Consider the following 25,464-nt stretch of genomic DNA (forward strand, 5'->3'; position numbering starts at 1 on the left):
GCTCCCGTGGCAGCTTATCGGTGAACAAGGAGACTGGATGGAACAAACGCTACCTGTCCTCGTCATACCGGGAGGAGGAGCCTGATGAGTGAGACTGCAGACTGGTTGAAAAATTGGAATGACGTAATCGACACCGCTCTCTCGGCTGTGTTGTTCTACGCCCTGATAGTCGTCCTCGTGCAAGTGTTCGGAAAAAGGTCCACGGCTCAGCTGAACAATTTCGACTGGATCATAAACATCACCGTTGGAAGCTTGGCTGCCTCGGGCATCTTGCTTGATTCAGTTCCAGCCCTCCGTGCCACGGTCGCTATCGTCGTTATCATGATCTTGCAGTTTATTTTGACGTGGGTCGTCCTTCGCTCCAAGTTTGTCGCGCATCTGGTGAAAGCATCCCCCACCCTATTGACCCATAAGGGCCAATATATCGACTCGGCCCTACGCAAGACTCGCATCTCTAGAGAGGAGATCTGCAGCGCATTGCGCGAACATGGCCTAGCCACAAACGATGCGAACTGGGTGGTCCTGGAAACCGATGGTCGCCTTACGGTAATACCGAAACAGGACATTGAATTGGACGAGGCGGATGCCATGGGGAATGTCGAGAGACCGCAGCACCTTCCACCTACCTGATCCCGATCTCAGAACCATTCGACCGTCGTGCCCGGTCTGGGATAGCCCTAGATGAGTGCGGCACTTGTATGAGCTGCCCAATTGGCTCCCAGTGATCCTGAACCCCTTCACCACATTCGGCAACCTGCTGCCCAGCGATGGAACTAGTCATAAGGTGATGAATTTTCATATCCATGCTTATCGATGATGAAACCCGGATCGAGGGGGAAGAAGAGCTTCGCGCCCGAATAGCCGAATCAGACTTTCCCTGCGTGGGAGCAAAATCTGCTCTGGCGAAGGGAACTCTCAAGGTCCTCGTATGCCATAGCCTGGAGAGCGGATGGGACGATGTTCGTATCCATCGCGAACTCATGGAATGGGCTGAGGACTACAAGGCTGATCCCAAAGGTTTGCGGAGCCTCGCGGTTGTATTCTCAGGCCCTGAAAACCTGGATGAAGCCGAGTTCGAAACGCTGATGTGGACGCGCATTCAATCGTTCGCAGATAAGGATCATTGGCTTGGTCAACGCTACGATCATCGCGTCAGCGCCGACCCTTCAGACCCGCACTTTTCTTTGAGCTTCGGCGGCGAAGCGTTCTTTGTGGTAGGACTCCATCCAAGGGCGTCTCGGCCCGCACGTCGTTTTCCAAGGCCCACGCTGGTGTTCAATCTCCACGCTCAATTCGAACAGCTTCGCGAGGAAGGTAGATATGAACGCATGCGCGAACGAATTCTTGAAAGAGACAAGGAGCTAGCCGGCTCTCTCAACCCCATGCTGGCGCGGCACGGCGAAGCGAGCGAAGCCCGCCAATACAGCGGTCGTGTGGTGACCGACGATTGGGAATGCCCCTTTCGCGACAAACGAGCGAGGACCAAAGCTTGACCGAAGTCATTGCCCCCCGCAGCGGGACCGCCTTCGCTCTCGAGTGTGGACAGGTTCTGAAGGTGATCGACCCCGAGGGCACGCAAGTAAGCGACCTGGTCGCGTTTGCTTCACAAGATACGCGCGAAGCTCTCTCCAATGGGCGAACCTTCGACTACGAAGAGACGCTCCAGTTAAGCGAAGGTAATCAGCTGTGGTCCAACCGATCAAAGGCCATGCTGAGTATCATCGAGGATAAGGTCGGCACGCATGATTTTTTGCTGACGCCTTGTAGCGAAGATACCTTCCGGCACTTCTATCCTGACCAGCCCGTTCACCGCGGCTGCTTCGGCAACCTGGCGGAGGCGCTTGCACCCTACGGGATCGAACCCGACCAGATACCATGCGCCTTCAACGTTTTCATGAATGTGCCTGTAGCGCCGGACGGCTCACTGCGTGTCGACCCGCCGATAAGCAAGCCGGGGGACTATATTCGCCTGAGAGCCGAAATGGATCTCGTTATCGGCCTTACAGCTTGTTCCGCATACGCGTCCAACGGCGGCAGCTTTAAACCGATCCACTATGAAATCGAGTGCGAACCAACGCATTGAGATTCAGTACTCGGTTGCTACTGCTAAGCGTCCCCTCCCGTCAATAATAAGAACGTCCCTGTCGTCAAACAAGTAACGGCTTCGCTCGGCGATCCAGCCGTTGAGCATGCTACAACCTGAATTGACCGCAAATCGCAACGGTCTGGTGTTGCTCGGAGGAATGTCTGCATCTGGGAAATCGGCACGGCGGGTCATACGAACGTGATGTGGGCGCGTAGTTGTCCGACCGATCAGGCGCCAAATTGAGCCGATAGCGGGCATCTGGAGGCCCCATGACTGAAATCACGAAGTCTAATTCTTTTCTTCCGACGAGATCCCGAGCTTCGCTCAGTGTGCTGGCATCAGTCACCTGATAACCAAGCACCTCGAGAGAATCGACCAAACTCATCGGGATCAAAGGTTCGTCCTTGACCAGAAGCAATCAGCGCAAGTCTTCCAGCCATATCTAGTCGAAACGCCCTGAGCAGTTCGGCAGGTATTTGGCCGCTAGCTGACCGTACCCTAATGGCCCATTCCGTCGAAAAGCTGCCTGTCCGCTAACGACCCGGAAGCGGACGTTCAACTGGGTCTTGCTTCCGCTCTGGATCTCCAAATACTCGCGTCTCGAGAAGCTGCAGAACGGCACGCTAGCAGTCGACGAGGCTACGAACCTGCGCCGCCCGGGAGGACGGGCAAGGCGCGTTCGAAGCGGGCCGATATGGTGTGGAAAGAGGCCTGCAGGCTCAACTGAAGCGCCTGCCGGCACGGCTCACCCGGCGGCGGCCCGCAATTCGAGGAGCTTTTTGGCGGTCGGCTCGCTCGACGGCGGGTTCTGGCCGGTAATCAGCAGGCCATCCCTGACGACGTGGGGTCCAAATACGCCGCCCTCGGAAAAATCGCCGCCCTGCTGCTTCAGCACGTCCTCGAGCCAGAACCCGGTCTTCTTGCCGGTGTCGCCCAGTTTGTCGTGACTGGTGAGAACCATGAGGATTTTCATGCGCGTAGTCCTTTTTGCCAGCGGGGGGTGTGCGCCGTAACCGGACGGCGCTTCACCATTGAAACACGCCAACCCACATCGGTTTCGAAACGCAATTTTTCGTCGCCCGCGGAACCGTTCGCGAAATCGCGGTTATCCATGGATGACGGGTCGCTCCGCGCAGGGAGCCCCACACCTTGTCGAATTATTCAACAGACGTTGAATATTGAATTGCCGGTCCTTATGTTGCGACGCACAAGGAAGCGCACATGACTGACCGACGCGGGCGCGGACGCCCCAGCGAACCCAATACCGATACCAGCGCGGCGATTGCCAACGCCGCGCTGCAGCGATTTGCCGCGCAGGGTTTCGAAGCGACCTCGCTGCGCGAAATCGCGAAGGATGCGGGTGTCGACGTGGCGCTGATCTCCTACCGTTTCGGCGGCAAGCATGGGCTTTGGAAAGAGATCGTCTCGCAGGCGGCGGTCGACCTTCACGACGCGCTCGATCTTGCCTTGCGCGAGAGGAACGCCGGCACCGCGCAGGACCGCCTGGCCCATTCCTCGCGCGCCTTCCTCGCCTATCTTCTCGATCGCCCCGAGGTCCCGCGCTTGTTGCTGCGCGACATCACCGTCCACAGCGACCGGTCGCAATGGCTGCTCGAAACGCTCTCGCTGCCCCTTCACCAGCATTTCATCGCCTTGGCGCAAGCCGCAACGGAGGAGCGTGACAAGCCGCCGGCGCATCTCGACTTCAGGGTGGCGAATTTCATCTATTCCGCCGCCAGTACCATCGCCCGGCGCGAACGCATCGGCAAGCTTGTCGGCGGCATGGAAGACGATGCCCAATTTGCAGCCGCGCTCGAAGAGGTACTCGTTGAGGGAACGCTGATACAGTGACGGGCCGCAACACCCTCATCGACACGGTGGACGGCTACCGGTTCAAGCCGCACGAGATGCCGATCCTCCCCGGCTCTCCGGCCAATCCCGACCATCCTCCGGCGCGCCGAGCGGCCTATCTCGCCATCGGCATCTTCATGGCCCTGGTGGGCGGCGCGCAAAACGGTTTCCTCCTTGCCAACGCACCGGCACTCCAAGCCGAATTCGCACTGACCCCGGTCGAAACAGGCTGGCTGACCGTGGCCTTCTATTCGACCTACGCGACAATGAGCATGCTATTGTTCCGCGTGCGCCAGGAATTCGGCATCCAGCCCTTCGTGCGCTGGGCCATGGCGGGACTGGTCGCGGCCAATTTCGTACAGATGATCGGGCCCGGCTACTACCCCGAGCTCGCCGCGCGCGCAGTTGCGGGCATTGCCGCCAGCGGCCTCTCCGCACTCGCGATCTATTACCTCATGCAGGGCCTGCCTGCGGCCATGCGTGTTGGCGGACTGGTCATCTCGCTCGGCCTCACGCAGGTCGCCTTCCCGCTGACCCGCGCGCTGTCGCCAGTGCTGCTGGTCGACGGCGAGATCAGCCATATCTTCCAGTTCCAGTTCGCGCTTTCGCTACTGGGCCTGGGAATGGTCTACTGGTTGCGCCTGCCGCCGGGCATCCGCAAGCAGACCTTCGAGAAGCTCGATATCCCGAGCATCGCCCTGTTCGTCGTCGGGGTCGCAGCACTGTGCGCCTTCCTGATCCAGGGCCGCATCCAGTGGTGGGACACGCCATGGCTCGGTTACGCGCTGGCCGCCAGCATCCTCGCGCTTGGCGGCTGCTTCCTGATCGAAGCCAACCGCAAGAGCCCCATGCTCGATCTCAGCTGGCTGTCGAGCCGCGCGATCCTCGCGCTTGCGCTGATCGGGGCGACGGTGCGCATCCTCGTTGCCGAACAGGGGTTCGGGGCGAGCGGGATGCTCGCCGCGCTGGGTTACGGCAACGAGCAGCTGACCGGTTATTTCTGGGTGCTTGCCGGGGCGACGTTTGGCGGCATGGCGCTGTCGGTGGTTCGCCTCGATCCCAAGGACCTCACCCGCCCCGTACTCTTCGCGATCCTCGTCATCTGCATCGCCGCCTTTGCCGATACGCGCACGGGGGTGATGACACGGCCGCAGGACCTATACCTCACGCAGGCCGCGATCGCCTTCGCTGCGGTTTTCGCCATGGGGCCGATCATGATGGAGGGGATGCTGCGCGCGCTTGCGGCGGGCCAGAGCTATGTCATCAGCTTCATCGCGATATTCTCGCTCTCGCAATCGATCGGCGGCCTGGCGGGGATCTCGCTGCTGTCCGCCTTCCACACCGTGCGCCTCAAGACGCATCTCATCGATGCGGGCAGTACGCTCACTCTCGCCAACCAGCAGCTGGGCCAGGCTCTCGGCAATGCCGCTCAGCGCGCAGCGCCGCTCCAGGGCGATCCCGCGCTTCAACAGCAGGCCGCTGCCGCAAGTGTCTCGCAGGAAGTCGGCCGCGAGGCCGCCGTGCTCGCTTTCAACGACGTTTTCTTCCTCATCGGCACGCTGTCGGCAGTGACGTTCGTCGTCGTCTTCGTGCCGTGGCTCCTCAACAAAATTCGCGGGCGTAACCCGCTTGCCAAGGAACTGGCCTTCATGGAGGCCATGCTCGCAAGGACCAGACAATGACCAATTCGCCCCCGGCCGAAACCGAAGCCGAGATCATTCCGGATGAAGCACCCGCTCCCGAACAGGAGATGGGGTGGTCGCCCTATCCCTCGCGCCGCCGCATTGTCGTCGCAGCGATCATAATTGTCCTCGGCATTCTCGGCGCGCTGTTCGCCTGGGGCCTGCCGCCCTTCGCAGGCGGCGATGAAACGACCAACAACGCCTACGTCCGCGGCCGTACCACGGTCGTCAGTCCGCAGGTTGCAGGCTACCTTGTCGAAGTGCCGGTGGCTGACTTCCAGCGCGTCCAAGAGGGCGACCTCCTGGCGCGGATCGACGATGCGCCCTTCCAGCAAAAGCTCCAGCAGGGCGAGGCCAATACGGCAGCACAACAAGCCACGCTCGCCAACAGCGCGCAAAGCCTGCGCTCGGCACAGGCTCAGCTCGAACTGCAGGATGCCGCCGTTGCTGCTGCACGCGCCGGGCTGCAGAAGGCGCAGGCCGACATGAACCGCATTGCCGAGCTGGTCGGCGAAGGCTCGGTTTCGCTACGTGAGCGCGACCAGGCCCGCGCAGCGCTACAGCAGGCGCAGGCAGGCGTCAGGCAGGCGCAGGCGCAGCGCGCGATTGCGGCGGAAAACGTGCGCTCGGTCACTGTCGGGCGCGGCGCGCTCGAAGCGCAGGTGGCGGGCGCCGAGGCGACCGAGGGACTTGCCGAGTTCGAACTGTCGCGCACCGAAATCCGCGCCCCGCGTGCGGGCCGGTTGAGCGAGGTCACCGCGCGTGTCGGCCAGCTGGTCACTGCCGGGACCCAGCTCATGTATATCGTGCCCGACGATCTTTGGGTGGTGGCCAATTTCAAGGAAACGCAGACCGCGAAGATGGCGGTCGGCCAGCGCGCCACGCTCGAAATCGACGCGCTGGGCGGTATCGAACTGACCGGCCGCGTCGAGAGCATTGCGCCTGCGGCCAGCAGCGAATTCAGCCTCGTGAAGCCCGACACCGGCGCAGGCAATTTCGTGAAGGTACCGCAGCGTATCGCCGTGCGCATCGTGCTCGACAAGGGACAGGAGGCGGCAAAGCGGCTCGGTCCGGGCATGTCGGTTGTCGCGACCGTCCATACGGAGGATTGATCGTGAAGCGCAGATCGCTCGCCCTGATGGCCACCACCGCACTCGCCCTCTCTGCCTGCGCACCCGCGCTGCAGCAGGCCCCGATCGGTAGCGCCGTTGCCCCGCCAACCGAATGGCGCACAGACCTCGGTGTGACCGCGCCGGTCGAACAGGCCTGGTGGAACTCGTTCGGCGACCCTCAGCTTTCGTACCTCGTCGAAAAGGCACGGGCCAACAACGCCGACGTGCAGGTCGCCGCTGCCCGTGTCGAGGAGGCGCGCGCGACCGAACTGGGTTCGCGCGGTTACCTCCTGCCTTCTGTCGGCGCTGGCGTGGAGGGCGGCGTCCGGCGCGAGATATCACCCTTCGGTCAGGCGCAGACCTCGGTTGCAGCACAGCCAGCCTTCCGCGCCTCCTACGAAGTCGATCTTTTCGGCAAGAACGCCGCCCGCATTGATGCCGCAGAGGCGGGTGTCGCTGCCAGCGCGGCGGGCGCAGAGGCGGCGCGGCTGTCGGTGAGCGCGGCAACTGCCAGCGGCTATATCACCCTGCTGGCGCTCGACAGCCGGCTTTCCGTGCTCAAGGAAACGCTGGTTGCACGGCAGGAGGCGGTGAAGTTCGCCCGCGACCGGGCCGAGGTCGGCTACACCTCGCAGCTACCTCTCAGGCAGGCCGAAGCCGAATACCAGGCCACCGCGCAACTCGTTCCGCAATTAAAGGCGCAGATCGCGCGTCAGGAAAACGCCCTCTCGGTACTGACCGGCGAATTGCCGGGTGCGATCGAGCGGGGCGGGACGCTGGCCGATCTGCGCCAGCCACCTGCACCTGCTATCCTTCCGTCCGAGCTGCTTCGCCGCCGTCCGGATGTCGCGGCAGCGGAGTACCGCATTGCGGCGGCCGATGCCCAAATGCGCGTGGCCCGCGCCGATTTCATGCCTTCCATCGATCTCGGAGCGGCGGCGGGTGTAGTGCTATCCGACCAGCTTGCCGATCCCGTAAGTGTCTGGTCGCTGGGTGGCAGCATCCTTGCTCCGATCTTCCAGGGCGGGAAGCTCCAGGCACAGCTCGACGGGGCGACAGCGCAACGGGACCAGGCGGCCTGGGCCTACCGCTCGGCCGTCCTCAACGCTTTTCGCGAAGTAGAGGATCGCATGGCGGTTCTGGCCAATCTGGAAGTGCAGAAAGCTGCACTCGAAGCCCAGCAGGTTGCCGTGGCCGATGCACTTCGCCATGCACGCAACCGCTATCGTGCCGGCTACACACCCTACATCGAGCAGGTCGATGCACAGCGTGCCTTGCTAGGCGTTGAGCTGTCGCTGGTGCAAGTAAGGGCCGATGAACTGACCGCGCTGGTCGGGCTCTATCAGGCGGTGGGCGGGGCGCCAGAATGAATAGGCAAGCCCTTCGGGCCTAGGACAGAAGAGCGCTGCTTCCCCCCATAATCGGTCAGAGGGACTCATTGCCGAAGCGCTGGTGACGGTCCGCTTTCACGCGATCTCTATCAAAGCCCGAATGACCGTAATTAGGGCGCTTTGCGGACTGGTAGGAATTGGGCCGCAAGCGGACGGTCCGGACTTCGGGTGTTGCGTGGAAAAGCTGTCACTTCGAAGTTAATCGATTAGCACTGTATTGACCCCCCCCGCGCACGCTTATTTCGCAATACCAACGTTCAGCTCTCTAAAAGAACAGTTTGCGGAAGCTAATCGAAACCGTCCGGCCGGCTGGCTCAAGTAGGGATGGTTGATATGCGAGTGGCGTTATCCCTGCTCCATCGAACACATCTGGCCGGTCGTTGAAGACATTGTCCACGTTCAGCGTTAGCCGCGATCCGCGCAGGAAGGGCACCTCCTCCACCAGGCTACGCTGTTGGTTGAAATCAACATAAAGCCTCAAATCGACTTGCATTTCCGGCTCATAGAAGAGGTCGTCCGGCGATCCAGCCTGGTCGAGCCGGTCTACAAGAACATTCGTCGCAGAGCGCCAAGTGCCCGTCGCGCGCGCCCCAAAACCAGCAAGCGAGAAACCGAGCTGTGCTTCGACTTCGTGACGCGGCGCGCCGCCTCTGCCGCCTGTCGCCGATCCGTCGAGCATGTCGAGTGCGGGTATCTCAGGGCCGATCTCAATCCGGTTTTCCAATGCCCAGGTATGATAAACCGAGAAGCTGAGACGACCGGCACCCCCGCCGCCGCGTCCACTGCCGCCACCACGACCTCCGCTCCCTCCACCGCGCGCCGCACTCTGGCCGCCACCCCGGCGGCGGCTGCTCTGGTTGCTATCCTGTTGTGTTTTGCCGGATTCTGACGCGTCGCTGTTACCAAGCGCGCCGGCAGCTTCGCCGACTGTGCTCTGTGTCCCAGACGAATCTGGTTGAGCGTCGGCGCTGTCAGAGGGCGCTGTGCCGCGACCGGCTCCGCCACCACGTCCTCCGCCTCCGCCACTGTTGCCGCCACGACCTCCGCCACGCGCCACATTCTCAGAGCCAATAGGCACAGACAAGTTTATGCCCCAGCGTAATTGCCGTTCTTCTGACGAAGCGAAATTGATGGGACGCGCGTCAACCGAAATGAGCCTTCCGCCGGCATCGCGGATAAAGCGGTCAGGAAAGGCGCGCTCGATCTCAGCCGTTGCGGTAGGGAAGCTCGCAATTGGGTTGTCGATCCTTGTGTCGGTGTAATTTGCATTTAGCGACAGGTCGAACTCCTCGAACGGGCGGACAGTAGTGCCCAGCTTGAACACGCGCCGTGTATCAGTGCCGAGACCAGTGTTTCCTCCGCTCAGACGGGTAATTTCCACGGTGTCGCTCGTGACGAAATCGATTGTCGCGACATTGGGCGTCTCAATCAGAGGGTCGCCAAGCTGCTGAATCGAGGGCGCGCCTTCTTCCCGCGAAAACGAGGCGATCACTCGGATTTCGGGAATTGGTTCCCAGTTAAGGCCCCCGCCCAAGGTTAAAAGAGTGCCCGCATCTGACAATTCGCTTACTTCACTGTTGAGATTGAGCGACAAGTCGCCCAGCCAGTCTGGGCCTGGTCCGCGATATTCGAGAACTGGCACGTCCAAGCTTGCCTGAGCGCCCAAGGTTGCTCGGTCGAGGACTGCAGCACCCACCGTATTCTGGCGGTAGTATTGACTGTCGATATGCTGATAGCGAGCATTTGTGCGCAAAGAGGCGGTAGCTGATCCTGCAGGAAGCTGGAGCACCGTTCCCCCAAAGGTGGCCTGCGCACTCACATCTTCGGTATTCGAATAGGATCGGTCGCGGCCGGCAGAAACCAGCGCCGATGAAGGGATTTGGGTGAAAGGATTGAGCGCCGGATCGCCTGTCAGGATTTTTTGTTGATAGGCGTCGAGGGCCGGATCCCTATCAGTCAAGGTCTCCCTTTCGCCATGATCGTAACCAAGTCCCGCCGACCAACGCCAACCGCCCAAATCGCCCAAGAAATTTGTCGCCAGCTCGAAATTGCGAGAGCTCGTTTCCCGCTGCAAAGCAGGTGCATCGTCAATCTGGCGCAAGACGCGGACGTCCTGCACAAATGGCGAATTTGGGTTTGTAGCTGGCACAATTACGGCTACTTCAGGTAAACCTAAAAGGCTCGTGCCTTCCTGTGCACTGATGCCAATCGTGCCACTAAAGGTGGTCGTTCCGGCAACAGGGCGCGCCAACGAAACGGAGAGGTCGGCTGTATCGCTCGAACCGCGCAGGCTACGGAACTCCGTATCGTCACTAGGGGCTGGATCATTTGCACCGGCGACGAAATCACGTAGGGATCCAACTTCCGCTGGCAACGCAGCAATCGTGACGGTCTCACCGGCAAGGGCGCTTAATGCAGGATCGATCTCTCCGCCGCTCACCGCAACGACATTGCCAGGAGTACCGAATGCTGCGCCGCGATCGCGGGCCAGAATATCGCGGTCAGCTTCCAACAAGCCGCCATCACGTTTATATTCAAGGTCGACGCTAAGGCGGTTTTCCTGCCTCACCGCAAGATAGTTGACAGATGCGCGCTGGGTACCGCCGCCTCCATCGGTTGTTGTGCCCGCCCTGATTTCGGCGGTGATAGCGTTGAACCGGGGACGCAAAACAAAATTCACGACTTTCTGATTGGCGCTATAGCCATAAGTCAGTGCAACCTCTTCGGGCAGGATGTCGATCCGCACTACCGCTTCAGGCGGATAGCCACGAATTTCGCGGAAACTGCTGATGCGGCGTCCATTAACCAGCACTACCGGGCGCTCACCACCACGGCCTTGCGCGCTTCCGATTTGCGGCGCCAATTCCTCAAGGACTTCTGCGAGGTTTGAAACACCCAGCGCGCGGATCTGGGCTCTGTCGAGTTGAACTTCGGGTTCGATATCACCGTCCACTGCTCCGCGCAGCTTGCGCTCGCCCGATGCGGTAACCACGATGACATTGCCTGAGCCGTCATCAATAAAAGGATCGTCCGCAGAGGCTGCGTCGGTTTGCTCCAAATTCTGGCTCTCGCCAGTTTGCGTTTCTGCAGGAGTGTCGGTCTGCTGCGCCCACGCGGGGTGAGGAATGAGAGCGGCAAGCGAGGCGCTGTAGAACAGGCTATGCCTGGCAATCATGAGTGTATCTTTCAGTTTGGCAAGAAAGGTCGGTGACCAATCAGGGGACAGTTTTATCGATCCAGCCGAGAATCAATTGCGCGATTTCATTGGAGTTGCGGTCCTGCGACATGAGGTGGCTGTTGCCCGCGATGCCCATTGCCGGAAGGTCGATCATTTCCGAGCTGCCGCCGCTATCGTTGATGATGCCGAGCATGGTCTCTACCGCTTCCTTGCGGCCCGACTGCCGGCGCTGGGCGATATAGTCGCCATAAACTCCGAGAGTTGGAATGGTGCGATAAACGCTTTCGACTTTGGCAGCGTCGGTGGGTGCGCCCACAGGTTCCAGTAGAATTAGTCCAGCGACGAGGTCGGGTCTGCGCTCGGCAAGATCAAAACCCGTCGGGCCGGAAGCCGAATGCACGGCCAAGACGCAAGGACATCTATCATCCATCAAGGCTTCGAGATTGGCCGATTTCAAGGCCACCGATGTATCGCCGCCCGATGCACCTCGGCCGCCGTCGCCATAGCTTACGTGGTATGGAAAACTCTCAACCAGCCGGTCAAAATTCTCGACCGGATATTGTGCATCGGGATAGGCCGATCCGTATTCCGGCCCCATTCCCCACGTTGTCCATGCGCGAGACGCGCTCCAGCGCGACGCACCGCTTTCGGGTTCACTCTCGGCATCATAAAGAATGCTTGGATCGTTGTAGACATAGGTGGTGTGACCTGCTGCCGCAAATGCTTGCGCCCAGCTGCTCCTGCCATCAGGTGTCTCGGTAAACATACTAGACGAAAGACCAAGGCCGGGGACGAGCACGATAGGAATACCTTGCTCCGAGCCTTGCGCCTGGAATGCAAACGCAACTCCGCTTCGGCTGCGCGGGTCTGACGCGCCCTCTGGGAGGGCGGACACCGGTGTGATTACATCGATACGTTCGCCGGACTGGTTCACGCGAGGAGTCGCACCGCTCGCAGCAATCCCGGATTGTGGCACACATCCCGAAAGGCCGACGGCTGATATTAAAGCGACGGCGATAGTCTTTGGGGTTTTGCGGAGCATGGACATTTCCTCAGCGGTGGTGGATTGGTCACTTCGAATTCGCGACCAAAGTCATCGGCGCGCGCGATCCCAATCACGTATTTCCAAGCGCAGATTGCGGCGTATAGTATTCACTTCGCGCTGCAATGTTCCCACTTCCTCCCGATCAAGACCCCCGTGTGAATACGAGTTCAGTAATCCGCGCAGACGATCGGCTTGTCGATCAAGCAAAGAAGCGTCCTGAGGCGTAATCGCCCTAGAGCGCGCTGCGCGGGCGATCTGTGACTTGAGTCCGGCGATGTCGCCATGGATCTGGGTTTGAACTGCGCGGCTTGGCTGCCACTGCGAGGCCGCGTAGACGGGCGATGCCGTGGCAAGAACTGCAGCACTGGCGAGAATGATCGAAAACTTCATTATTCTGACCTCCTTGTTGTTGGTTGCAATCCTACCTTTTAATAATGCAATGTCGCAGAAGTTTGCCAGTACGACCGTAATTTGTCGCGCCTTGTAGCAAGGTGCGGATTTGGCTGGGCGTTAGCTCAACATCTCTTGCTTGAGCAGCGAGCACTCTAACACGCAGAGATTGGATCTATTTAGATTCAATAACGATATTTGCGCTTGGATATCGAAAGCCAAGATCACGGTAACTCTTAGCAAGACGTGTCTAACATCCGTATGCCGGATGTTGGGGCGCGTAGTTGCAATCAACCTTAGTCTGAATAAACGGCAGCTTGCGGGTAAAAATCGCGACCACCCGAATGACCGGGATTGGGGCGCAAAGCAGACCAAAATCCACCGCGTCATTCGGAGCCGCAGAATCAATTTCGAGTCCCGAAAAAGGCATCGAACCAATGCATTAGACGGATTTTGCGGGCCTTTTGCGGGCTTTTCGCACAGACCGAGTTTTCTAACTAATTGAAAATACGTGAAAATGAGGGCGAATTTGATGCCTCTTCTGGGACTCGAACTCACCACTACTGAAAACAAACGAGAAAATGACGGCCTGACCGAGGACTCGAACCAACAGGCCATGCTCGCTCCTCTTCTGGGCACCAGCACTTCTCAAATGCTTGAAATATCTCGGGGATCGTCCGAAAAACGGTCCCCAGAGTGCGTTAGCTACGGGAAACTGCTACGGGAAAAAGGCTCATCATCAGGCCGAAAATCCCGGAAAAGCGTGTGCAGTGAATGGCTCATGCTTTTGTTGTTGTAGCTCTCAATCTGCCAAGGTATTTTTCAGTTTCCTCATGTTTGATCTGCGTCCATTCAGCGGCATCTTTGAATTGCATCCACGCGGTATTGTTCTTTGGTCCAATAGCGCGGATCAACAACGCTTCGAGATCACCAATGGTGGTGTGGGTGTTCTCGGTTAGCTCGCCTTGAAAATCGAGTAGGCTCATGGTGCCGTCTGCTTGAGCAGCACCGATATCCTTGAACCCAAACCAAGAAAAGCGATCCCATTTGCCTTCCAGATGATCTGAAAGATGGTCTTTCAGCCGCTTGCCCAGCCCCTGCTGTCGGGTCAGGCCTACATAGCTTGGGCCATAATCGTCATAAAGGATGTAGATGCCTTGTTGGTGCCTAAAATCGGCAATCTGAATCTTTGTTCGGATAGCGCCTATGCGACCTAGGAGTCGAAACGAGTTTTTGATCCCCTGACCGGGAGACCAGTCGATTTCGTCTTCGCGCCAGAATAGACCATAACTGGTGATGCGCATTAAGCCTCTCACTTCCCCTGATATTCAGCATGGTCTTGCTATAGCTGCGCCAGCACACACAAGGGGGCTAAACCAAATGTTGAACATCTACCTGTTCAAACGACAGCCTCCGCACGGCCTCGTCGAGCACATCGACCCGGTAGCCGCTGCCGTAGTTCTCATGGACTGCGCTACGAGATGATCCGGTAGTCCACCCTCCAAGGAGCAGAGCAATATCGTGCTCGATACGCGCGGCGCGTAGCTCATCCCGAAAGTTGTGGCGGAATGAGTGGAACGAGGTGCGGGGGCGCTGCGCTCCGCAAGCGCGGAGGAACTGGGTGAACCACTTGGAAAAGGCGACGGGGCGCGAGCCGGTTGAGCCCGTCTCTATGTCGTCGAATAGCTTCTTTCCCCCCGTATTCCGTTTCGCTTCGGCGAACCTTACAAACCCGCAATCAATGAGCCCCGGGTGGATAGGAATAAGCCTGTCGCTGGCGGTCGTCTTCAACTGCTTGTCGGTGCTTCCGACCAGAGAGCGCTGACTGACGACGAGGCAGTCTACTCCGTCAATCACACGAATATCAGTGGTGTCGAGTTGGCAAATTTCGCCGAGTCGCATCCCCGTGAACAGTGCGATCAGTGGGACCCAGAATCTAGCATTGCGAGGTCGGCAGTCTCCCACCTTGTTGTAGCCCCGCTCTCCATCGACACATCCACGGTAGAGTGGTGCATTGAAGATAGCATGAAGCTGGTCGGGCGCGAACGAAAAGCGTTTGTCGCGCTTACTAACCGGATCAGGCAGTCGAAGTCCACGCGCGGGATTGCGGGTGAGCATTTCCTCATTCACAGCCCAGTTAAGAAAGCTGCTCATGTTCGAAATTAGGTTGTTGGCGTTGGCTGCGCTGATGACCTTGATGCCTTCTCGCCTTCTGGCGTGCTCCGCTGCCTCGCGGGGCGTCAGCTTCGGAAACAACTTCCCCGCGTTGGCTGGCAAAAAGCGGAGAACTTCTAGGAAGTCTCGGCAGTGAGCCCGAGAGATCGAGGCCAGCGGCAAATCTCCACCGATGACTGCGATGGCGAGCTTGCGGCTCGTTTCATACGCCTCCCGCGTGCTGGCGGTCCACGAGCGTGTCGGGTCATCGATGTAGCTGCGATACGCTTCCGCGAGCGTCAGTGGTGGAGCTTCTGCATTCGTCGATGAGCAGCGATCCAAATTGCTCGGAATAGGGGCTTGAAGCTGATCGAGATCGTCGTTTGATGGTCGAAAAAGCGCCGCATCGACGGCCATACCAGCCATCGAACGAGCAAGTTCGATTTGGGATTCGATCTGTGCGACGACACGCGGCAATCGACGCAACGCCACGGAGAGACTGTCCGTCCGCAAGGAGCGCCAGATTTCGATGCGGTTGAGTAGTCGTTGAGCGTCAACCGGCAAGGTGTGCCGATAGTAGAGCTTTCGCCCTCGTTGGAACACGCCTTTAGGCAAATCCCGTAGCAAGTTTCCGTAGCAGCTTCGGGCATCAGGAATGACGCTTTTCCGGGATTTTCGGCCTGATGATGAGCCTTTTTCCCGTAGCAGTTTCCCGTAGCTAACGCACTCTGGGGACCGTTTTTCGGACGATCCCCGAGATATTTCAAGCATTTGAGAAGTGCTGGTGCCCAGAAGAGGACTCGAACCTCCACGCCCTTGCGAGCGCCGCCACCTGAAGACGGTGCGTCTACCAATTCCGCCATCTGGGCACACAATGCTGGTCCGGTCATCCGATGCCGGGCCGCGGGTAGGAGCGCGCCAGTAGCGAAGGGGGGCGATTCTTGTCAACTGCAATCGCGTCGGACGCGCGCACGCCGGAACGCTTGCGGCAGCGCGCGGGTTGGGGCTAGGGGCGCAGCGACGATTCCACAGGCGGAAAGACAGGCGATTTCGATGGCAAAAGGCAGTGCGTTGAACGGCAAGCTCGTGGTGCTGATGGGCGGCAGCGGCTTTATCGGCAACTATGTCGCGCAGGCTCTGCTGGAACGTGGCGCGCGCGTGCGCATCGCCAGCCGCAATCCCGAACGCGCCTTCAAGCTCAAGCCGCTGGCCAATCTCGGCCAGATCCAGTTCGCCCGCTGCGATGCGACGGATCGGCAGAGCGTCGAGCTATGCCTGACCGGTGCCGATGCGGTGGTCAATCTCGTCGGCAGCTTCGAAGGCGACCTCTATCGCCTGATGGGCGAGGCCCCGGGCTGGATGGCGGAGGCCGCCAGGGCGGAAGGGGCGTCGGCCTTCGTCCATGTCAGTGCGATCGCGGCCGAGCCCGACGAGGAGACCGAGATCGCCTACGCCGGCGCCAAGAAGATGGGCGAGGAGCGCGTGCTCGCCGCTTTCCCCGAGGCGACGATCCTGCGCCCCTCGATCCTGTTCGGCAAGGACGACAACTTCCTCAACATGTTCGGCGGGCTGGTCGCGCGCCTGCCGGTGCTCCCGGTGTTCGGTCCCGATGCCCAGCTGCAGCTCGTCTATGTCGACGATGTGGCGGAGGCCTGTGCGCGGGCGCTCGAAAACCCGGACGCGTTCGGGGGCATGATCTTCGAGCTCGGCGGGCCGGAAAGGCTCACCATGATGGAGGTCAACCGGCGGATCGCCGAGGCGCAAGGTCGCAAGCGGACCTTCCTGCCCGTGCCCGACCCGATCTCCGGCGCGTTCGCCGCGCTACCGGGAACGCCGATGTCGCGCGACCAGTGGCTGCTGCTGGCACAGGGCAATGTCGTATCGGGCGAATTACCCGGCTTCGACAAGCTCGGCATGCAGCCCAAGCCGCTCGGCCTGTTCCTCGACAGGTGGATGGTGCGCTACCGCCGCCACGGCCGCTTCACGGACAAGCTGACTGCCTGAGGTTCAGCGCCCGGCGTAGTCCGCGCCGTAGACTGCCGAGCGGATATCGCGGTGGAGCGTGCCGTCGAAGTCGATCTTCTGCGTCGCGAAGATGACGACCATATCCTGCAGCGGATCGACCCAGAACAGCATCGAGGGATAGCCGTCCCAGTAGAATTCGCCAACGCTGCCGCGGAACTCCTCCGGCGTCAGCGGCGGACCGGTGCGGACGAAAAAGTCGAAGCCGAAGCCGCCATTGCCCTTGCCGACCAACCATGAGCGGTCTTCCGGTCCGATCCGCGGATCGAGCTGGTCGGTCGCCATCAGCCGGAGGGTGGCGGGCTTCAGGACCTGCACATCGCCGAGGCTTCCCTCACCCAGCAGCATGCGCGCGAATTTCAGGTAATCGTCGACCGTGGTGACGATGCCCGATCCGCCCATTGTCATCGGCTTGCCTGCGAAATTCGCCTCGAGCCACTGGTCGCGCGACACGGGCGCCAGGGTGCCGTCATCGCTCGCAACATAGATTCGTGCAAGGCGGTCGAGGTCCTCTGCGCTGCGCTTCCAGCCGCTGTCCGCCATGCCCAGCGGAGCGAAGATATGTGCCTGCACATAGTCGGCAAACGCCTCGCCCGAGAGCACTTCGACCAGCCGCGCCTGCACGTCGACGCCGGCGGAATAGTTCCAGTGCGTGCCGGGCTCGTAGAGCAGCGGCACCTGCGCCATCGCCTGCGAGAACTCTGCCAGCGTCTTGTCCGAAGACAGCGGTTGCAACTCCTCCCACACGCGATCGGCCGCGTTCTGCGGATTGCCGCCCGCGCCATAGGTGAAGCCGGCGGTATGGCGCAGCACGTCGCGGACCGTGACCTTGCGCTTTGGCGCCTGCGTGATCGGCGTGCCGTCGGGCTTTTCGCCCACGGCCACCTGCAGGTTGGCGTATTCCGGCAGATGCCATTCGAGCGGATCGTCGAGCCCGAACTTGCCCTGCTCCCACAGTTGCATCAGCGCGACGCCGGTGACGGGCTTGGTCATCGAGAAGACCTGCACCAGGGTGTCGCGTGTGAAAGGTCGCGCTGCTTCGCGATCGGCCTCTCCCGCAGTTTCGAAGCACAGTTCTGCACCATCTTTCCACACCAGCGTCGAAGCGCCGACGGTGCGCCCTTCGGCGACCATGCTTTCGATCATGGCGTCGATCGCGGCGCAATCGGGTGTGAGATTGCTGGCCTCCTGCGCGGCCGCCGGTCCTGCCAGCGCCAACGCCGTCGTCGCGAACAGCGCTCTCACAGGGCTTGGCTATAGAGCGCGAGCAGGCGCGACCACGCGCGCTCGGCCTGCATCTCGTCGTAAGAAGGCGAGTCCGGGACGCACCAGCCGTGATCGGCCGGATAGACTTCGATCTCCGCCGTGGTACCGACGGCGACCGCAGCCTCGCGCAGCGCGGTCTTGTCGCCCGGAGCCTTGGCGTCGTCGTTCTGCGCGATGGCTGCGATGTAATGGGCGTCGGCGCGCAAATTGCGGTGGGGGCTGTCCGGCCCATCGGTCACCAGCCCGCCACCGTGGAAGCTGCCGCCGGCATGGATATGCGTGTCGGCATTCGGCGCCAGAAGGGCGAAGCTGCCGGTCATGCAATAGCCCTGCGCCCCGATGCCACGCTCCTTGTCGACCTCCGCCTGCGCCATCAGCCATACCGCACAGGCACGCGCATCGGTCTGCTTGGTCGCGGTGGTGAATTTCGAGCGCCACGGGGTCACCTTGTCCCAGCCGCCATTGCCCGCAAAATCGGCGAAATCGGCGAACTGCTGGCCCGCGACATCACGGTAATAGGGATTCGCGAGCAGGACGGCGTAGCCCGCCTCTGCGAGACGTTCGGCCATCTGGCGTTTGGCCGGGCGGATCCCGGCGATGTCCGGCCACAAGATCACGCCCGGATGGGTCCCGCCGGCGGCAGAATAGAATTCCCCGTCCATCGTACCGTCGGGGGTGGCAAAGCTGACCTTCCGCATGGTGACACCGCGCGGCTCGGTATCCGCCGGGGTGTTTTCGACCGGCGCGCAGGCCACGGCCGCACCGGCGAGGGCCCCTGCTCCGAACCCGCGTCGGGTGATCGTTGCCCGGGCCCAGCGTTGAAGGTCGTCGCGTTCGCACATGCTTTCAGTCTCCTCTGCCCCGCCCGCCCTGCAACCTAGTCGCGAATGGGCGATGGACAAGCCCGCAATGGCGCGGCAGGATAGGTTGCATAGAGCGACCGAACGTCGCCATTGGGGAGAGGGTGATGCGACATTTCGCGATCGCGGCGCTGGCCGCACTTTCGCTATCCGCGTGCAACATGGGCAGCAGCGAACCGACACTGGCCACCGATGGCGTGACCGATGCAATGCTGGCCGCGGGCAATGGCGAGGAATGGCTCACCTACGGGGGCGATTACGACGAGCGTCGCTTCTCACCGCTGACCCAGATCAACGTCGAGAACGTCGGCGAACTCGGCCTCGCCTGGTCGGCCGATCTCGACACGGCGCGCGGGCAGGAAGCGACCCCGCTGATGCACGACGGCGTCCTCTACATCACCACGGCGTGGAGCAAGGTGAAGGCCTATGACGCGAAGACCGGGGCGCTAAAGTGGGAATACGATCCCGAAGTGCCGCGCTCAAAGCTGGTCGAGGTGTGCTGCGACGCGGTGAACCGCGGCATCGCGCTCTATGGCGACAAGGCCTATGTCGCGACGCTCGACGGCAGGCTCGTCGCGCTGGACCAGAAAACCGGCGCGGTGGTGTGGGACAAGCTTACCATTCCCGAAGGCTCGAAGATGGCGATTACCGGCGCGCCGCGCATCGTCAAAGGTCGCGTGCTGATCGGATCTGCGGGTGCCGAGTATTTCACCCGCGGCTATCTTGCCGCCTTCGACGCACAGACCGGCAACGAATTGTGGCGCTTCCACACCGTGCCCGGGAACCCGGCAGACGGCTTCGAAAACGACGCGATGGAGCAAGCCGCCAAGACCTGGAGCGGCGAATGGTGGAAGCTTGGCGGCGGCGGCACAGTATGGGATTCGATTACCTACGATCCCAGGACCGACCTCGTTTATTTCGGCACCGCCAATGCCGAGCCGTGGAACCCGGCCTATCGCAACACCGACGGTGCGGGCGACAGCCTCTACACCGCCTCGATCGTCGCGGTGAGGCCTGACACGGGCGAATACGTCTGGCACTTCCAGGAAACGCCCGAGGATCGCTGGGACTTCGATTCCAACCAGCAGATCACCGTGACCGACCTGACCATCGACGGCGAGACGCGCCACGTGGTGATGCATGCGCCGAAGAACGGCTTCTTCTACGTGCTCGACGCGGCAACGGGCGAGTTCATATCGGGCAAGCCCTTCGTCGACGGGATAAACTGGGCCAGCGGCCTCGACCCCGTCACCGGCAAACCGAACGTCAATCCGGAAGCGAAATACGAACTCACCGGCCAGCCTTTCGTGGGCGTGCCGGGTGCGGTGGGCGCGCATAGCTGGTCGCCGATGAGCTACAGCCCCGACACGGGCCTCGTCTACATCCCGACCAACAACACGCCGCAATACTACGCCCACGATCCGGACTGGGAGCCGGGCGAAACGGGCTTCCAGCTGGGCATCGACGTCAGCGGCGGGGCGATTCCTGCCGACCAGGCGATCCGCGACGCGACCAAGGCTGCGCTCAATGGCGCGCTGGTCGCCTTCGATCCGGTCGCGGGCGAGGTGCGTTGGAAGGTTCCCCAGAGCAGCCCGACCAATGGCGGGACACTGGCAACGGCCGGCAATCTCGTCTTCCAGGGCACATCGACCGGTCAGTTCAAGGCCTTTACCGCCGATACTGGCCAGGAGCTGTGGTCCTTCGCCACGCAGACCGGCGTGCTCGCCGCGCCGATTACCTATGCCATCGATGGCGAACAGTATGTCGCAGTGCTGGTCGGCTGGGGCGGTGTGTGGGACGTATCTGCCGGTGCTCTCGGGGGTGGCATCACGCCCAACGTCAGCCGGCTGTTGGTGTTCAAGCTGGGGGCGACCGGCGAATTGCCGCCGCTGAAGCCGACGCCGGCGCTGGTACTCGACCCGCCGGCGCCCGAGGGTGCGCCGGAGCAGGTGGCGCTGGGCGCGAAGCTCTATGCCAACAGCTGCAGCGTCTGCCACGGCGTGTCGGCGGTCGCAGGCAGCCTCAACCCCGACCTGAGGCACTCGGCCTCGCTGGGCAAGAAGGACCTGTGGCAGCAGGTCGTCCACGACGGTCTGCTGGCCGAAAACGGCATGGTCGCCTGGAACAAGCAATTCAGCCGCGAGGAAATCGAAGCGATCCGGCTTTATGTCCTCAAGCGCGCCAATGAGGATGTGGCGCTGGAGGCCAAGGCCCGCGTGGCACGACGCTGACGGTGGCGGACCCGGAGGACATCCGCGGCTGGCAGCGGCTGTCCTCCTCGGTCACCACTTCGGGCAAGCTCGATCCGCATGACCCCGCCCGCCTCGCCGCGATCGGCGTACGCCATGTCATCAACCTGGCGCTGGACGACCACCCCGAAGCGCTGGCTGATGAGGAGGCGCTGCTGGCGGCTGAGGGGATTGGCTATACCCATATCCCCATCCCCTTCGACCGGCCCGAAGCGCATCATTACGACAGCTTCCGGCAAGCGCTGGACCAGGCAGACGGCCCGGTCCACGTCCACTGCATCATGAACTATCGGGTGTCAGCGTTCTTCTACCTGCTCCACATCGCTCAGGGCATGGAAACAGGCGAAGCCCGCGCGCTGATGGGCCGCCAGTGGGACCCGCTGGGCGGCACAGACCAACGCTCCGCACCCTGGGCGGCACTGATCAACCAGCTCGCAGGCTCTCCCACGGTCCCGTGATGGCATAGGTGAAACCGGGCACCTGCACATTGACGAACAGCGTTGACCCGTCGGGCGAGAAGCAGGCCCCGCAGAACTCGGACTTGCCCTCATGGGCGTTGCGGGCGAAATCGTAGACCGCCCCGTCGGGCGTGAGGCCGCGCAAGTAATTGTCACCGCGACCGTCTTCGCAGATGATGAGATCGCCCCACGGCGAAACCGCCAGATTGTCGCACAGGTCGAGCGTGTCCGCCCCGCCGCTTTCGTAGATCAGGGTCAGCATATCGCTCGCCCCGCCCTCGCCCGGCTCGAGCTGCCAGACCTGGCCGGTCATGTTCGCCCCGCCTTCGGTGCAGTTGAAGAAGTGTGCCTTCTTGCCATCGCCGCGGCTGCCGTAGGCGAGGCCTTCCCCGCGGCAGAACAGGGCCGCGCCTGCGCGCATCCCGCGAAGGGCAAGATCAACATTGGGAGACTCGACATCGTCTAGGTCGATCCAGCGGACGGCCATGCGCTCCCCGACCGGGATCTTGCGCGCGCCAGCGAGGCTCCAGTCGGTCGCATAATTGCGCGTATCGGCCGTGTTCCACCCATCGATCGCCAGCGCCTGCAGCTTGCCGCCCTCGGCAAGTTGGCCGGGAACCGTCGGGATGAAGCGGTAGAACAGCCCGCTGCGGCTATCCTCGGTCATGTAGACGATGCCGCTTGCGGGATCGACCGAGCAGGCCTCGTGCGCAAAGCGTCCCATGGCCTTGAGCGGCACGGGATCGACAGGACCGGTGGCGCCGGCAGGCACTTCGTAGACATAGCCGTGCTCCCGCGCCGCACCGCTCTCGCCGACCTTGAGCGGTTCCTCCTCGCAAGTCAGCCAGCTGCCCCAGGGGGTCGCACCGCCCGCGCAATTGCCGACCGTGCCGATCAGCGAGAGGTTGTCGCGCACGACTTCGCCGCTCGCCACGTCGATCACCAGGTTCGACGTACCGCCGAAGAACGGGTTGGTCCCTTCGCGGGGGTCATAGATCCGCGAGGTATCGAGCTGTCCGAGCAGCACATCGCTTTCGCCGAACGGCTTGCCATCGGTGACGTTCGAGAAATTCTCGTGATTGCGCACGAGTACGATCCGCCCGGCCTCGGTCGGATGCGGAAAGCAGGCCATGCCATCTGGGCGGCCCGGGGTCATGAAGCCATCGCTCATCGGCTTGCCGGTCTTCGAGAGCATCCGGTAGGAAAAGCCTTCCGGCAGGTCGAGCAGGCCGGCAGGATCTGCCACCAGCGCCTTGCCGGAATTCGCACTATAGGCTCGCGTCAGGCTGCCGCTTGCCAAGGCAGTGAATGCGATGAATGCGGCGCCGCCCGATTTGAGGGCTGTGCGGCGGTCGATGCTCATATGTCTTTCGGCTCCGGAATGATCCTGCACGCCAGAGCATGCCTTTGCGGCAGCCTTGTGACAAGCGCGCCGGGTGCGCGCCTAGCCGCGGAAGACGACCGTGCGCTTCCCGTTGAGCAGAACGCGCTCCTCGAGGTGGAGGCGAACAGCCTCGGCCAGCACGCGGTTCTCGATTTCGCGGCCCTTACGCACCAGTTCCTCTGGCGTGTCGGCATGGCTTATCGGCTCGGCGTCCTGATGGATGATCGGCCCTTCGTCGAGATCGGCGGTGACGTAATGCGCGGTCGCCCCGATCATCTTGACCCCCCGATCATGCGCCTGGTGGTAAGGCTTTGCACCTTTGAAGCCCGGCAGGAAGCTGTGGTGGATGTTGATGCAGCGCCCGGCAAAATGCGCCGCCTGCTCGTCCGATAGGATCTGCATATAGCGTGCGAGCACTACCAGTTCCGCGCCGGTCTCCTCTGCAATGGCCCGCACCTGCGTCTCCTGCCCGGCCTTGCTTTCGCGCGTGAGCGCCAGGTGGTGGAATGGGATATCGCCGATATCGGTATGCTCGATCGCTGCACGCGGATGGTTGGACACGATGGCCACCGGCTCCATCGCCAGTTCGCCGATCCGCCAGCGATAGAGCAGGTCGGCAAGGCAGTGGTCGAACTTGCTGACCATGATAAGCACGCGGCGCGGGCGGTCGCGGGTGACGATCTTCCAGTCCATTCCGAAGTCACCGGCGAGGCCCGCGAAATCCACGCGCAGCGCATCCGCCGTTTGCTCCCCCGGGTCGAAGTCGACGCGCATGAAGAACGCGTCGGAGGTGCGGTCGTTGAACTGCTGTGCTTCGAGGATATTGCCGCCGCGCTCGAACAGGAACGAGGTCACGCGTGCGGTGATGCCGGGGCGGTCGGCGCAGGACAGCGTGAGGACAAGAGGCTCGGACATGGCGCAGCGCTCTGCCGCGCGGCGCGAACGAGGGCAACCGCAATCGGCCTATCGGCGGCTATAGTTCGAACACGATCTCGCGCATGCCCGCCTCGCGCAGCGCATCGGCCACGATCTCGCGCTGGCTGGGGGAGAGCGGCAGCTCGGTCGATACGACATGCGCCACCGGGCTTTTGAGCGAGAACCCGCCCTGAAGGATTTGGCGGATCGCGCGGACGATCGTGTCTTCCAGAAAGCGTGGATGGGCGATGAGGTTTGTCCCTTCCGAAAAGGGATAGTCCGCCCGCTGGTCGGCAAAGGCGCCGGTCGAACGATCGGTGACCTGCACCCGGTCGCGGTAGATCGCGACATCGAGATCCAGCGACCGGATGCTCATGTCAGCGGCGCGTCAGCGCCTCTTCGCTCTGCGCCATCAGCTTGTCGATGATGACAGCAACGGGTTCCTCTTCCTTGAGCATGCCGACCGACTGGCCGGCCATCAGGCTACCGTTCTCGACATCGCCGTCGATCACCGCGCGGCGCAGTGCGCCCGCCCAGTAATGCTCGATCTGCAACTGCGCCTCGTCCATCGCGATTTCCTCGCGATCGAGCACCGCCGCGACCTCGCGCTGCTTGGCGGTGAACTCTTCGGTGCCCTTGTTCTTGAGCGCGCGAACGGGGATCACCGGCAGGCGCGGATCGACCTGCACGCTGGCCACGGCATCTCGGGCGCTGGCGCGGAAGAAAGCCTTCTTGAAGTCGGGATGGGCGATGCTCTCGATCGAGCAGGCGAAACGCGTGCCGAGCTGCACCCCCGCCGCGCCCATCTCGAGATAGCCCGCGATGGCCTGCCCGCGGCCGATCCCGCCGGCGACGAAGATCAGGTGGTCCTCGGCCAGTTCGGGCAGCATCTCCTGCGCGAGCACGCTGGTCGAGACAGGACCGATATGACCGCCCGCTTCCATGCCCTCGATCACCAGCGCGTCGGCGCCGGAGCGCAGCAGCTTCTTCGCCAGTGCGAGTGTCGGGGCGAAGCAGATCACCTTCGCACTATGCGCCTTGATCGCCTCGACGCTGCCCTTGGGCGGGATACCGCCTGCGAGGACGACATGGCCCACGCCATGCTTGCCGCAGACCTCGATCAGTTCGAACAGCTGCGGGTGCATGGTGATGAGGTTCACGCCGAAGGGCTTGTCGGTCAGCGCCTTGGTCGCCGCGATTTCCGTGTCGAGCAGGCCGGGGTCCATCGCCCCGCAGGCGATCACGCCGAAACCGCCCGCGTTGGAGATGGCCGAGACCAGATTGCGTTCGGAAACCCAGCTCATCGCGCCGCACAGGATGGCCGTTTCGCTGCCGAGGAAGTCTGCGCCGCGCTGCATCAGCCGGGCGGTCTTGGGATAGGTAGTCATCCGCAGGGCGATTAGTGCGGCCTCGCCGTTACG

21 protein-coding genes, 1 tRNA gene and 1 pseudogene are annotated in these 25,464 nt (G+C 61.9%); 10 read left to right on the forward strand and 13 right to left on the reverse strand.

What is annotated here, in order from left to right:
• Positions 1-84 precede the first annotated feature (84 nt).
• The 3 genes from K3172_RS00405 (at position 85) to K3172_RS00415 (ending at position 2,083) form a co-directional block, all read left to right on the forward strand.
• Complete coding sequence (locus K3172_RS00405) at positions 85-630, forward strand: DUF421 domain-containing protein (protein WP_221586518.1); 546 nt, start codon at positions 85-87, stop codon at positions 628-630.
• Between the two features lie 173 nt (positions 631-803).
• Positions 804-1,493, forward strand: a complete 690-nt coding sequence (gntA, locus tag K3172_RS00410) for a guanitoxin biosynthesis heme-dependent pre-guanitoxin N-hydroxylase GntA (protein ID WP_221586519.1) — start codon at positions 804-806, stop codon at positions 1,491-1,493.
• Entirely contained in the window at positions 1,454-2,083 is a 630-nt protein-coding gene (locus K3172_RS00415; RefSeq protein WP_221586520.1) for a DUF1989 domain-containing protein, read from the forward strand. The genes gntA and K3172_RS00415 overlap by 40 nt, the downstream gene beginning before the upstream one ends.
• Before the next feature lie 880 nt (positions 2,084-2,963).
• On the opposite strand, the pseudogene K3172_RS15705 reads toward K3172_RS00415, so the two are convergent.
• Positions 2,964-3,059 (reverse strand): annotated as a pseudogene (locus K3172_RS15705) (type 1 glutamine amidotransferase domain-containing protein); the annotation flags it as partial.
• Positions 3,060-3,307: 248 nt separating this feature from the next.
• Here K3172_RS15705 and K3172_RS00425 point away from each other — a divergent pair.
• From K3172_RS00425 to K3172_RS00440, 4 genes are read left to right on the forward strand one after another with little or no spacing between them, the layout of a single operon-like run.
• Entirely contained in the window at positions 3,308-3,937 is a 630-nt protein-coding gene (locus tag K3172_RS00425; protein ID WP_221586521.1) for a TetR/AcrR family transcriptional regulator, read from the forward strand.
• Complete coding sequence (locus K3172_RS00430) at positions 3,934-5,619, forward strand: MFS transporter (protein WP_345725558.1); 1,686 nt, start codon at positions 3,934-3,936, stop codon at positions 5,617-5,619. The genes K3172_RS00425 and K3172_RS00430 overlap by 4 nt, the downstream gene beginning before the upstream one ends.
• The gene (locus K3172_RS00435) at positions 5,616-6,731 is read left to right on the forward strand and encodes an HlyD family secretion protein (protein WP_221586522.1); all 1,116 of its coding nucleotides are present in this window, start codon (positions 5,616-5,618) and stop codon (positions 6,729-6,731) included. Before K3172_RS00430 ends, K3172_RS00435 begins: the two co-directional genes overlap by 4 nt.
• Positions 6,732-6,733: 2 nt before the next feature.
• Positions 6,734-8,101, forward strand: a complete 1,368-nt coding sequence (locus K3172_RS00440; RefSeq protein ID WP_345725559.1) for an efflux transporter outer membrane subunit — start codon at positions 6,734-6,736, stop codon at positions 8,099-8,101.
• A gap of 286 nt (positions 8,102-8,387) precedes the next feature.
• Here K3172_RS00440 and K3172_RS00445 read toward each other — a convergent pair whose 3' ends face one another.
• The 6 genes from K3172_RS00445 to K3172_RS00470 all read right to left on the reverse strand — a co-directional run bounded on the left by K3172_RS00445 (position 8,388) and on the right by K3172_RS00470 (position 15,758).
• Positions 8,388-11,297 carry a porin family protein gene (locus K3172_RS00445; RefSeq protein ID WP_221586523.1) on the reverse strand — a complete coding sequence of 970 codons (2,910 nt, stop codon included), beginning with the start codon at positions 11,295-11,297 and terminating at the stop codon, positions 8,388-8,390.
• Between the two features lie 40 nt (positions 11,298-11,337).
• Positions 11,338-12,342, reverse strand: coding sequence for an alpha/beta hydrolase family protein (locus tag K3172_RS00450; RefSeq protein ID WP_221586524.1), 1,005 nt, complete (start codon positions 12,340-12,342; stop codon positions 11,338-11,340).
• Positions 12,343-12,393: 51 nt separating this feature from the next.
• Complete coding sequence (locus tag K3172_RS00455) at positions 12,394-12,735, reverse strand: hypothetical protein (protein WP_221586525.1); 342 nt, start codon at positions 12,733-12,735, stop codon at positions 12,394-12,396.
• A 779-nt stretch (positions 12,736-13,514) separates the two neighbouring features.
• Positions 13,515-14,039 (reverse strand): GIY-YIG nuclease family protein, encoded by a 525-nt coding sequence (locus tag K3172_RS00460; RefSeq protein ID WP_221586526.1) that lies wholly within the window; start codon positions 14,037-14,039, stop codon positions 13,515-13,517.
• 67 nt (positions 14,040-14,106) lie between these two features.
• A complete protein-coding gene (locus K3172_RS00465) occupies positions 14,107-15,660 on the reverse strand; it encodes a DUF6538 domain-containing protein (RefSeq protein WP_345725560.1) in 1,554 nt (517 codons plus the stop codon).
• A gap of 11 nt (positions 15,661-15,671) precedes the next feature.
• Positions 15,672-15,758 (reverse strand) — tRNA-Leu (locus K3172_RS00470).
• A 184-nt stretch (positions 15,759-15,942) separates the two neighbouring features.
• Here K3172_RS00470 and K3172_RS00475 point away from each other — a divergent pair.
• Complete coding sequence (locus tag K3172_RS00475) at positions 15,943-16,893, forward strand: complex I NDUFA9 subunit family protein (RefSeq protein WP_221586528.1); 951 nt, start codon at positions 15,943-15,945, stop codon at positions 16,891-16,893.
• Positions 16,894-16,896: 3 nt separating this feature from the next.
• Here the strand turns inward: K3172_RS00475 and K3172_RS00480 are convergent, their stop codons facing one another.
• Both K3172_RS00480 and K3172_RS00485 read right to left on the reverse strand, forming a co-directional pair.
• The gene (locus tag K3172_RS00480; RefSeq protein WP_345725561.1) at positions 16,897-18,156 is read right to left on the reverse strand and encodes a serine hydrolase domain-containing protein; all 1,260 of its coding nucleotides are present in this window, start codon (positions 18,154-18,156) and stop codon (positions 16,897-16,899) included.
• Positions 18,153-19,019 carry a dienelactone hydrolase family protein gene (locus K3172_RS00485; RefSeq protein WP_221586529.1) on the reverse strand — a complete coding sequence of 289 codons (867 nt, stop codon included), beginning with the start codon at positions 19,017-19,019 and terminating at the stop codon, positions 18,153-18,155. The genes K3172_RS00480 and K3172_RS00485 overlap by 4 nt, the downstream gene beginning before the upstream one ends.
• 125 nt (positions 19,020-19,144) lie before the next feature.
• Here K3172_RS00485 and K3172_RS00490 point away from each other — a divergent pair, with 125 nt between their 5' ends.
• Entirely contained in the window at positions 19,145-21,268 is a 2,124-nt protein-coding gene (locus K3172_RS00490; RefSeq protein WP_221586530.1) for a PQQ-dependent dehydrogenase, methanol/ethanol family, read from the forward strand.
• A 2-nt stretch (positions 21,269-21,270) separates the two neighbouring features.
• Positions 21,271-21,744, forward strand: coding sequence for a protein tyrosine phosphatase family protein (locus K3172_RS00495; RefSeq protein ID WP_221586531.1), 474 nt, complete (start codon positions 21,271-21,273; stop codon positions 21,742-21,744).
• On the opposite strand, the gene K3172_RS00500 is transcribed toward K3172_RS00495, so the two are convergent.
• The 4 genes from K3172_RS00500 to K3172_RS00515 form a co-directional block, all read right to left on the reverse strand.
• The gene (locus K3172_RS00500) at positions 21,710-23,107 is read right to left on the reverse strand and encodes an alkaline phosphatase PhoX (RefSeq protein WP_221586532.1); all 1,398 of its coding nucleotides are present in this window, start codon (positions 23,105-23,107) and stop codon (positions 21,710-21,712) included. The genes K3172_RS00495 and K3172_RS00500 overlap by 35 nt on opposite strands.
• A gap of 81 nt (positions 23,108-23,188) precedes the next feature.
• Positions 23,189-24,043, reverse strand: coding sequence for a formyltetrahydrofolate deformylase (gene purU, locus K3172_RS00505; protein WP_221586533.1), 855 nt, complete (start codon positions 24,041-24,043; stop codon positions 23,189-23,191).
• Between the two features lie 58 nt (positions 24,044-24,101).
• Positions 24,102-24,419 (reverse strand): hypothetical protein, encoded by a 318-nt coding sequence (locus K3172_RS00510; protein ID WP_221586534.1) that lies wholly within the window; start codon positions 24,417-24,419, stop codon positions 24,102-24,104.
• Position 24,420: 1 nt separating this feature from the next.
• Complete coding sequence (locus K3172_RS00515) at positions 24,421-25,431, reverse strand: NAD(P)H-dependent flavin oxidoreductase (protein ID WP_221586535.1); 1,011 nt, start codon at positions 25,429-25,431, stop codon at positions 24,421-24,423.
• Between the last annotated feature and the right edge of the window lie 33 nt (positions 25,432-25,464).

This window comes from Qipengyuania proteolytica (genome assembly GCF_019711565.1).
Lineage (GTDB): Bacteria > Pseudomonadota > Alphaproteobacteria > Sphingomonadales > Sphingomonadaceae > Qipengyuania > Qipengyuania proteolytica.

Bases quoted from the DNA above. Each gene is read 5' to 3' on its own strand.
- K3172_RS00500 (WP_221586532.1), bottom strand. From the start codon at position 23,107: ATGAGCATCGACCGCCGCACAGCCCTCAAATCGGGCGGCGCCGCATTC.
- K3172_RS00425 (WP_221586521.1), top strand. From the start codon at position 3,308: ATGACTGACCGACGCGGGCGCGGACGCCCCAGCGAACCCAATACCGAT.
- K3172_RS00405 (WP_221586518.1), top strand. From the start codon at position 85: ATGAGTGAGACTGCAGACTGGTTGAAAAATTGGAATGACGTAATCGAC.
- K3172_RS00450 (WP_221586524.1), bottom strand. From the start codon at position 12,342: ATGCTCCGCAAAACCCCAAAGACTATCGCCGTCGCTTTAATATCAGCC.
- K3172_RS00515 (WP_221586535.1), bottom strand. From the start codon at position 25,431: ATGACTACCTATCCCAAGACCGCCCGGCTGATGCAGCGCGGCGCAGAC.
- K3172_RS00485 (WP_221586529.1), bottom strand. From the start codon at position 19,019: ATGTGCGAACGCGACGACCTTCAACGCTGGGCCCGGGCAACGATCACC.
- K3172_RS00445 (WP_221586523.1), bottom strand. From the start codon at position 11,297: ATGATTGCCAGGCATAGCCTGTTCTACAGCGCCTCGCTTGCCGCTCTC.
- K3172_RS00455 (WP_221586525.1), bottom strand. From the start codon at position 12,735: ATGAAGTTTTCGATCATTCTCGCCAGTGCTGCAGTTCTTGCCACGGCA.
- K3172_RS00435 (WP_221586522.1), top strand. From the start codon at position 5,616: ATGACCAATTCGCCCCCGGCCGAAACCGAAGCCGAGATCATTCCGGAT.
- purU (WP_221586533.1), bottom strand. From the start codon at position 24,043: ATGTCCGAGCCTCTTGTCCTCACGCTGTCCTGCGCCGACCGCCCCGGC.
- K3172_RS00490 (WP_221586530.1), top strand. From the start codon at position 19,145: ATGCGACATTTCGCGATCGCGGCGCTGGCCGCACTTTCGCTATCCGCG.
- gntA (WP_221586519.1), top strand. From the start codon at position 804: ATGCTTATCGATGATGAAACCCGGATCGAGGGGGAAGAAGAGCTTCGC.
- K3172_RS00465 (WP_345725560.1), bottom strand. From the start codon at position 15,660: ATGCTTGAAATATCTCGGGGATCGTCCGAAAAACGGTCCCCAGAGTGC.
- K3172_RS00475 (WP_221586528.1), top strand. From the start codon at position 15,943: ATGGCAAAAGGCAGTGCGTTGAACGGCAAGCTCGTGGTGCTGATGGGC.
- K3172_RS00510 (WP_221586534.1), bottom strand. From the start codon at position 24,419: ATGAGCATCCGGTCGCTGGATCTCGATGTCGCGATCTACCGCGACCGG.
- K3172_RS00460 (WP_221586526.1), bottom strand. From the start codon at position 14,039: ATGCGCATCACCAGTTATGGTCTATTCTGGCGCGAAGACGAAATCGAC.
- K3172_RS00415 (WP_221586520.1), top strand. From the start codon at position 1,454: ATGCCCCTTTCGCGACAAACGAGCGAGGACCAAAGCTTGACCGAAGTC.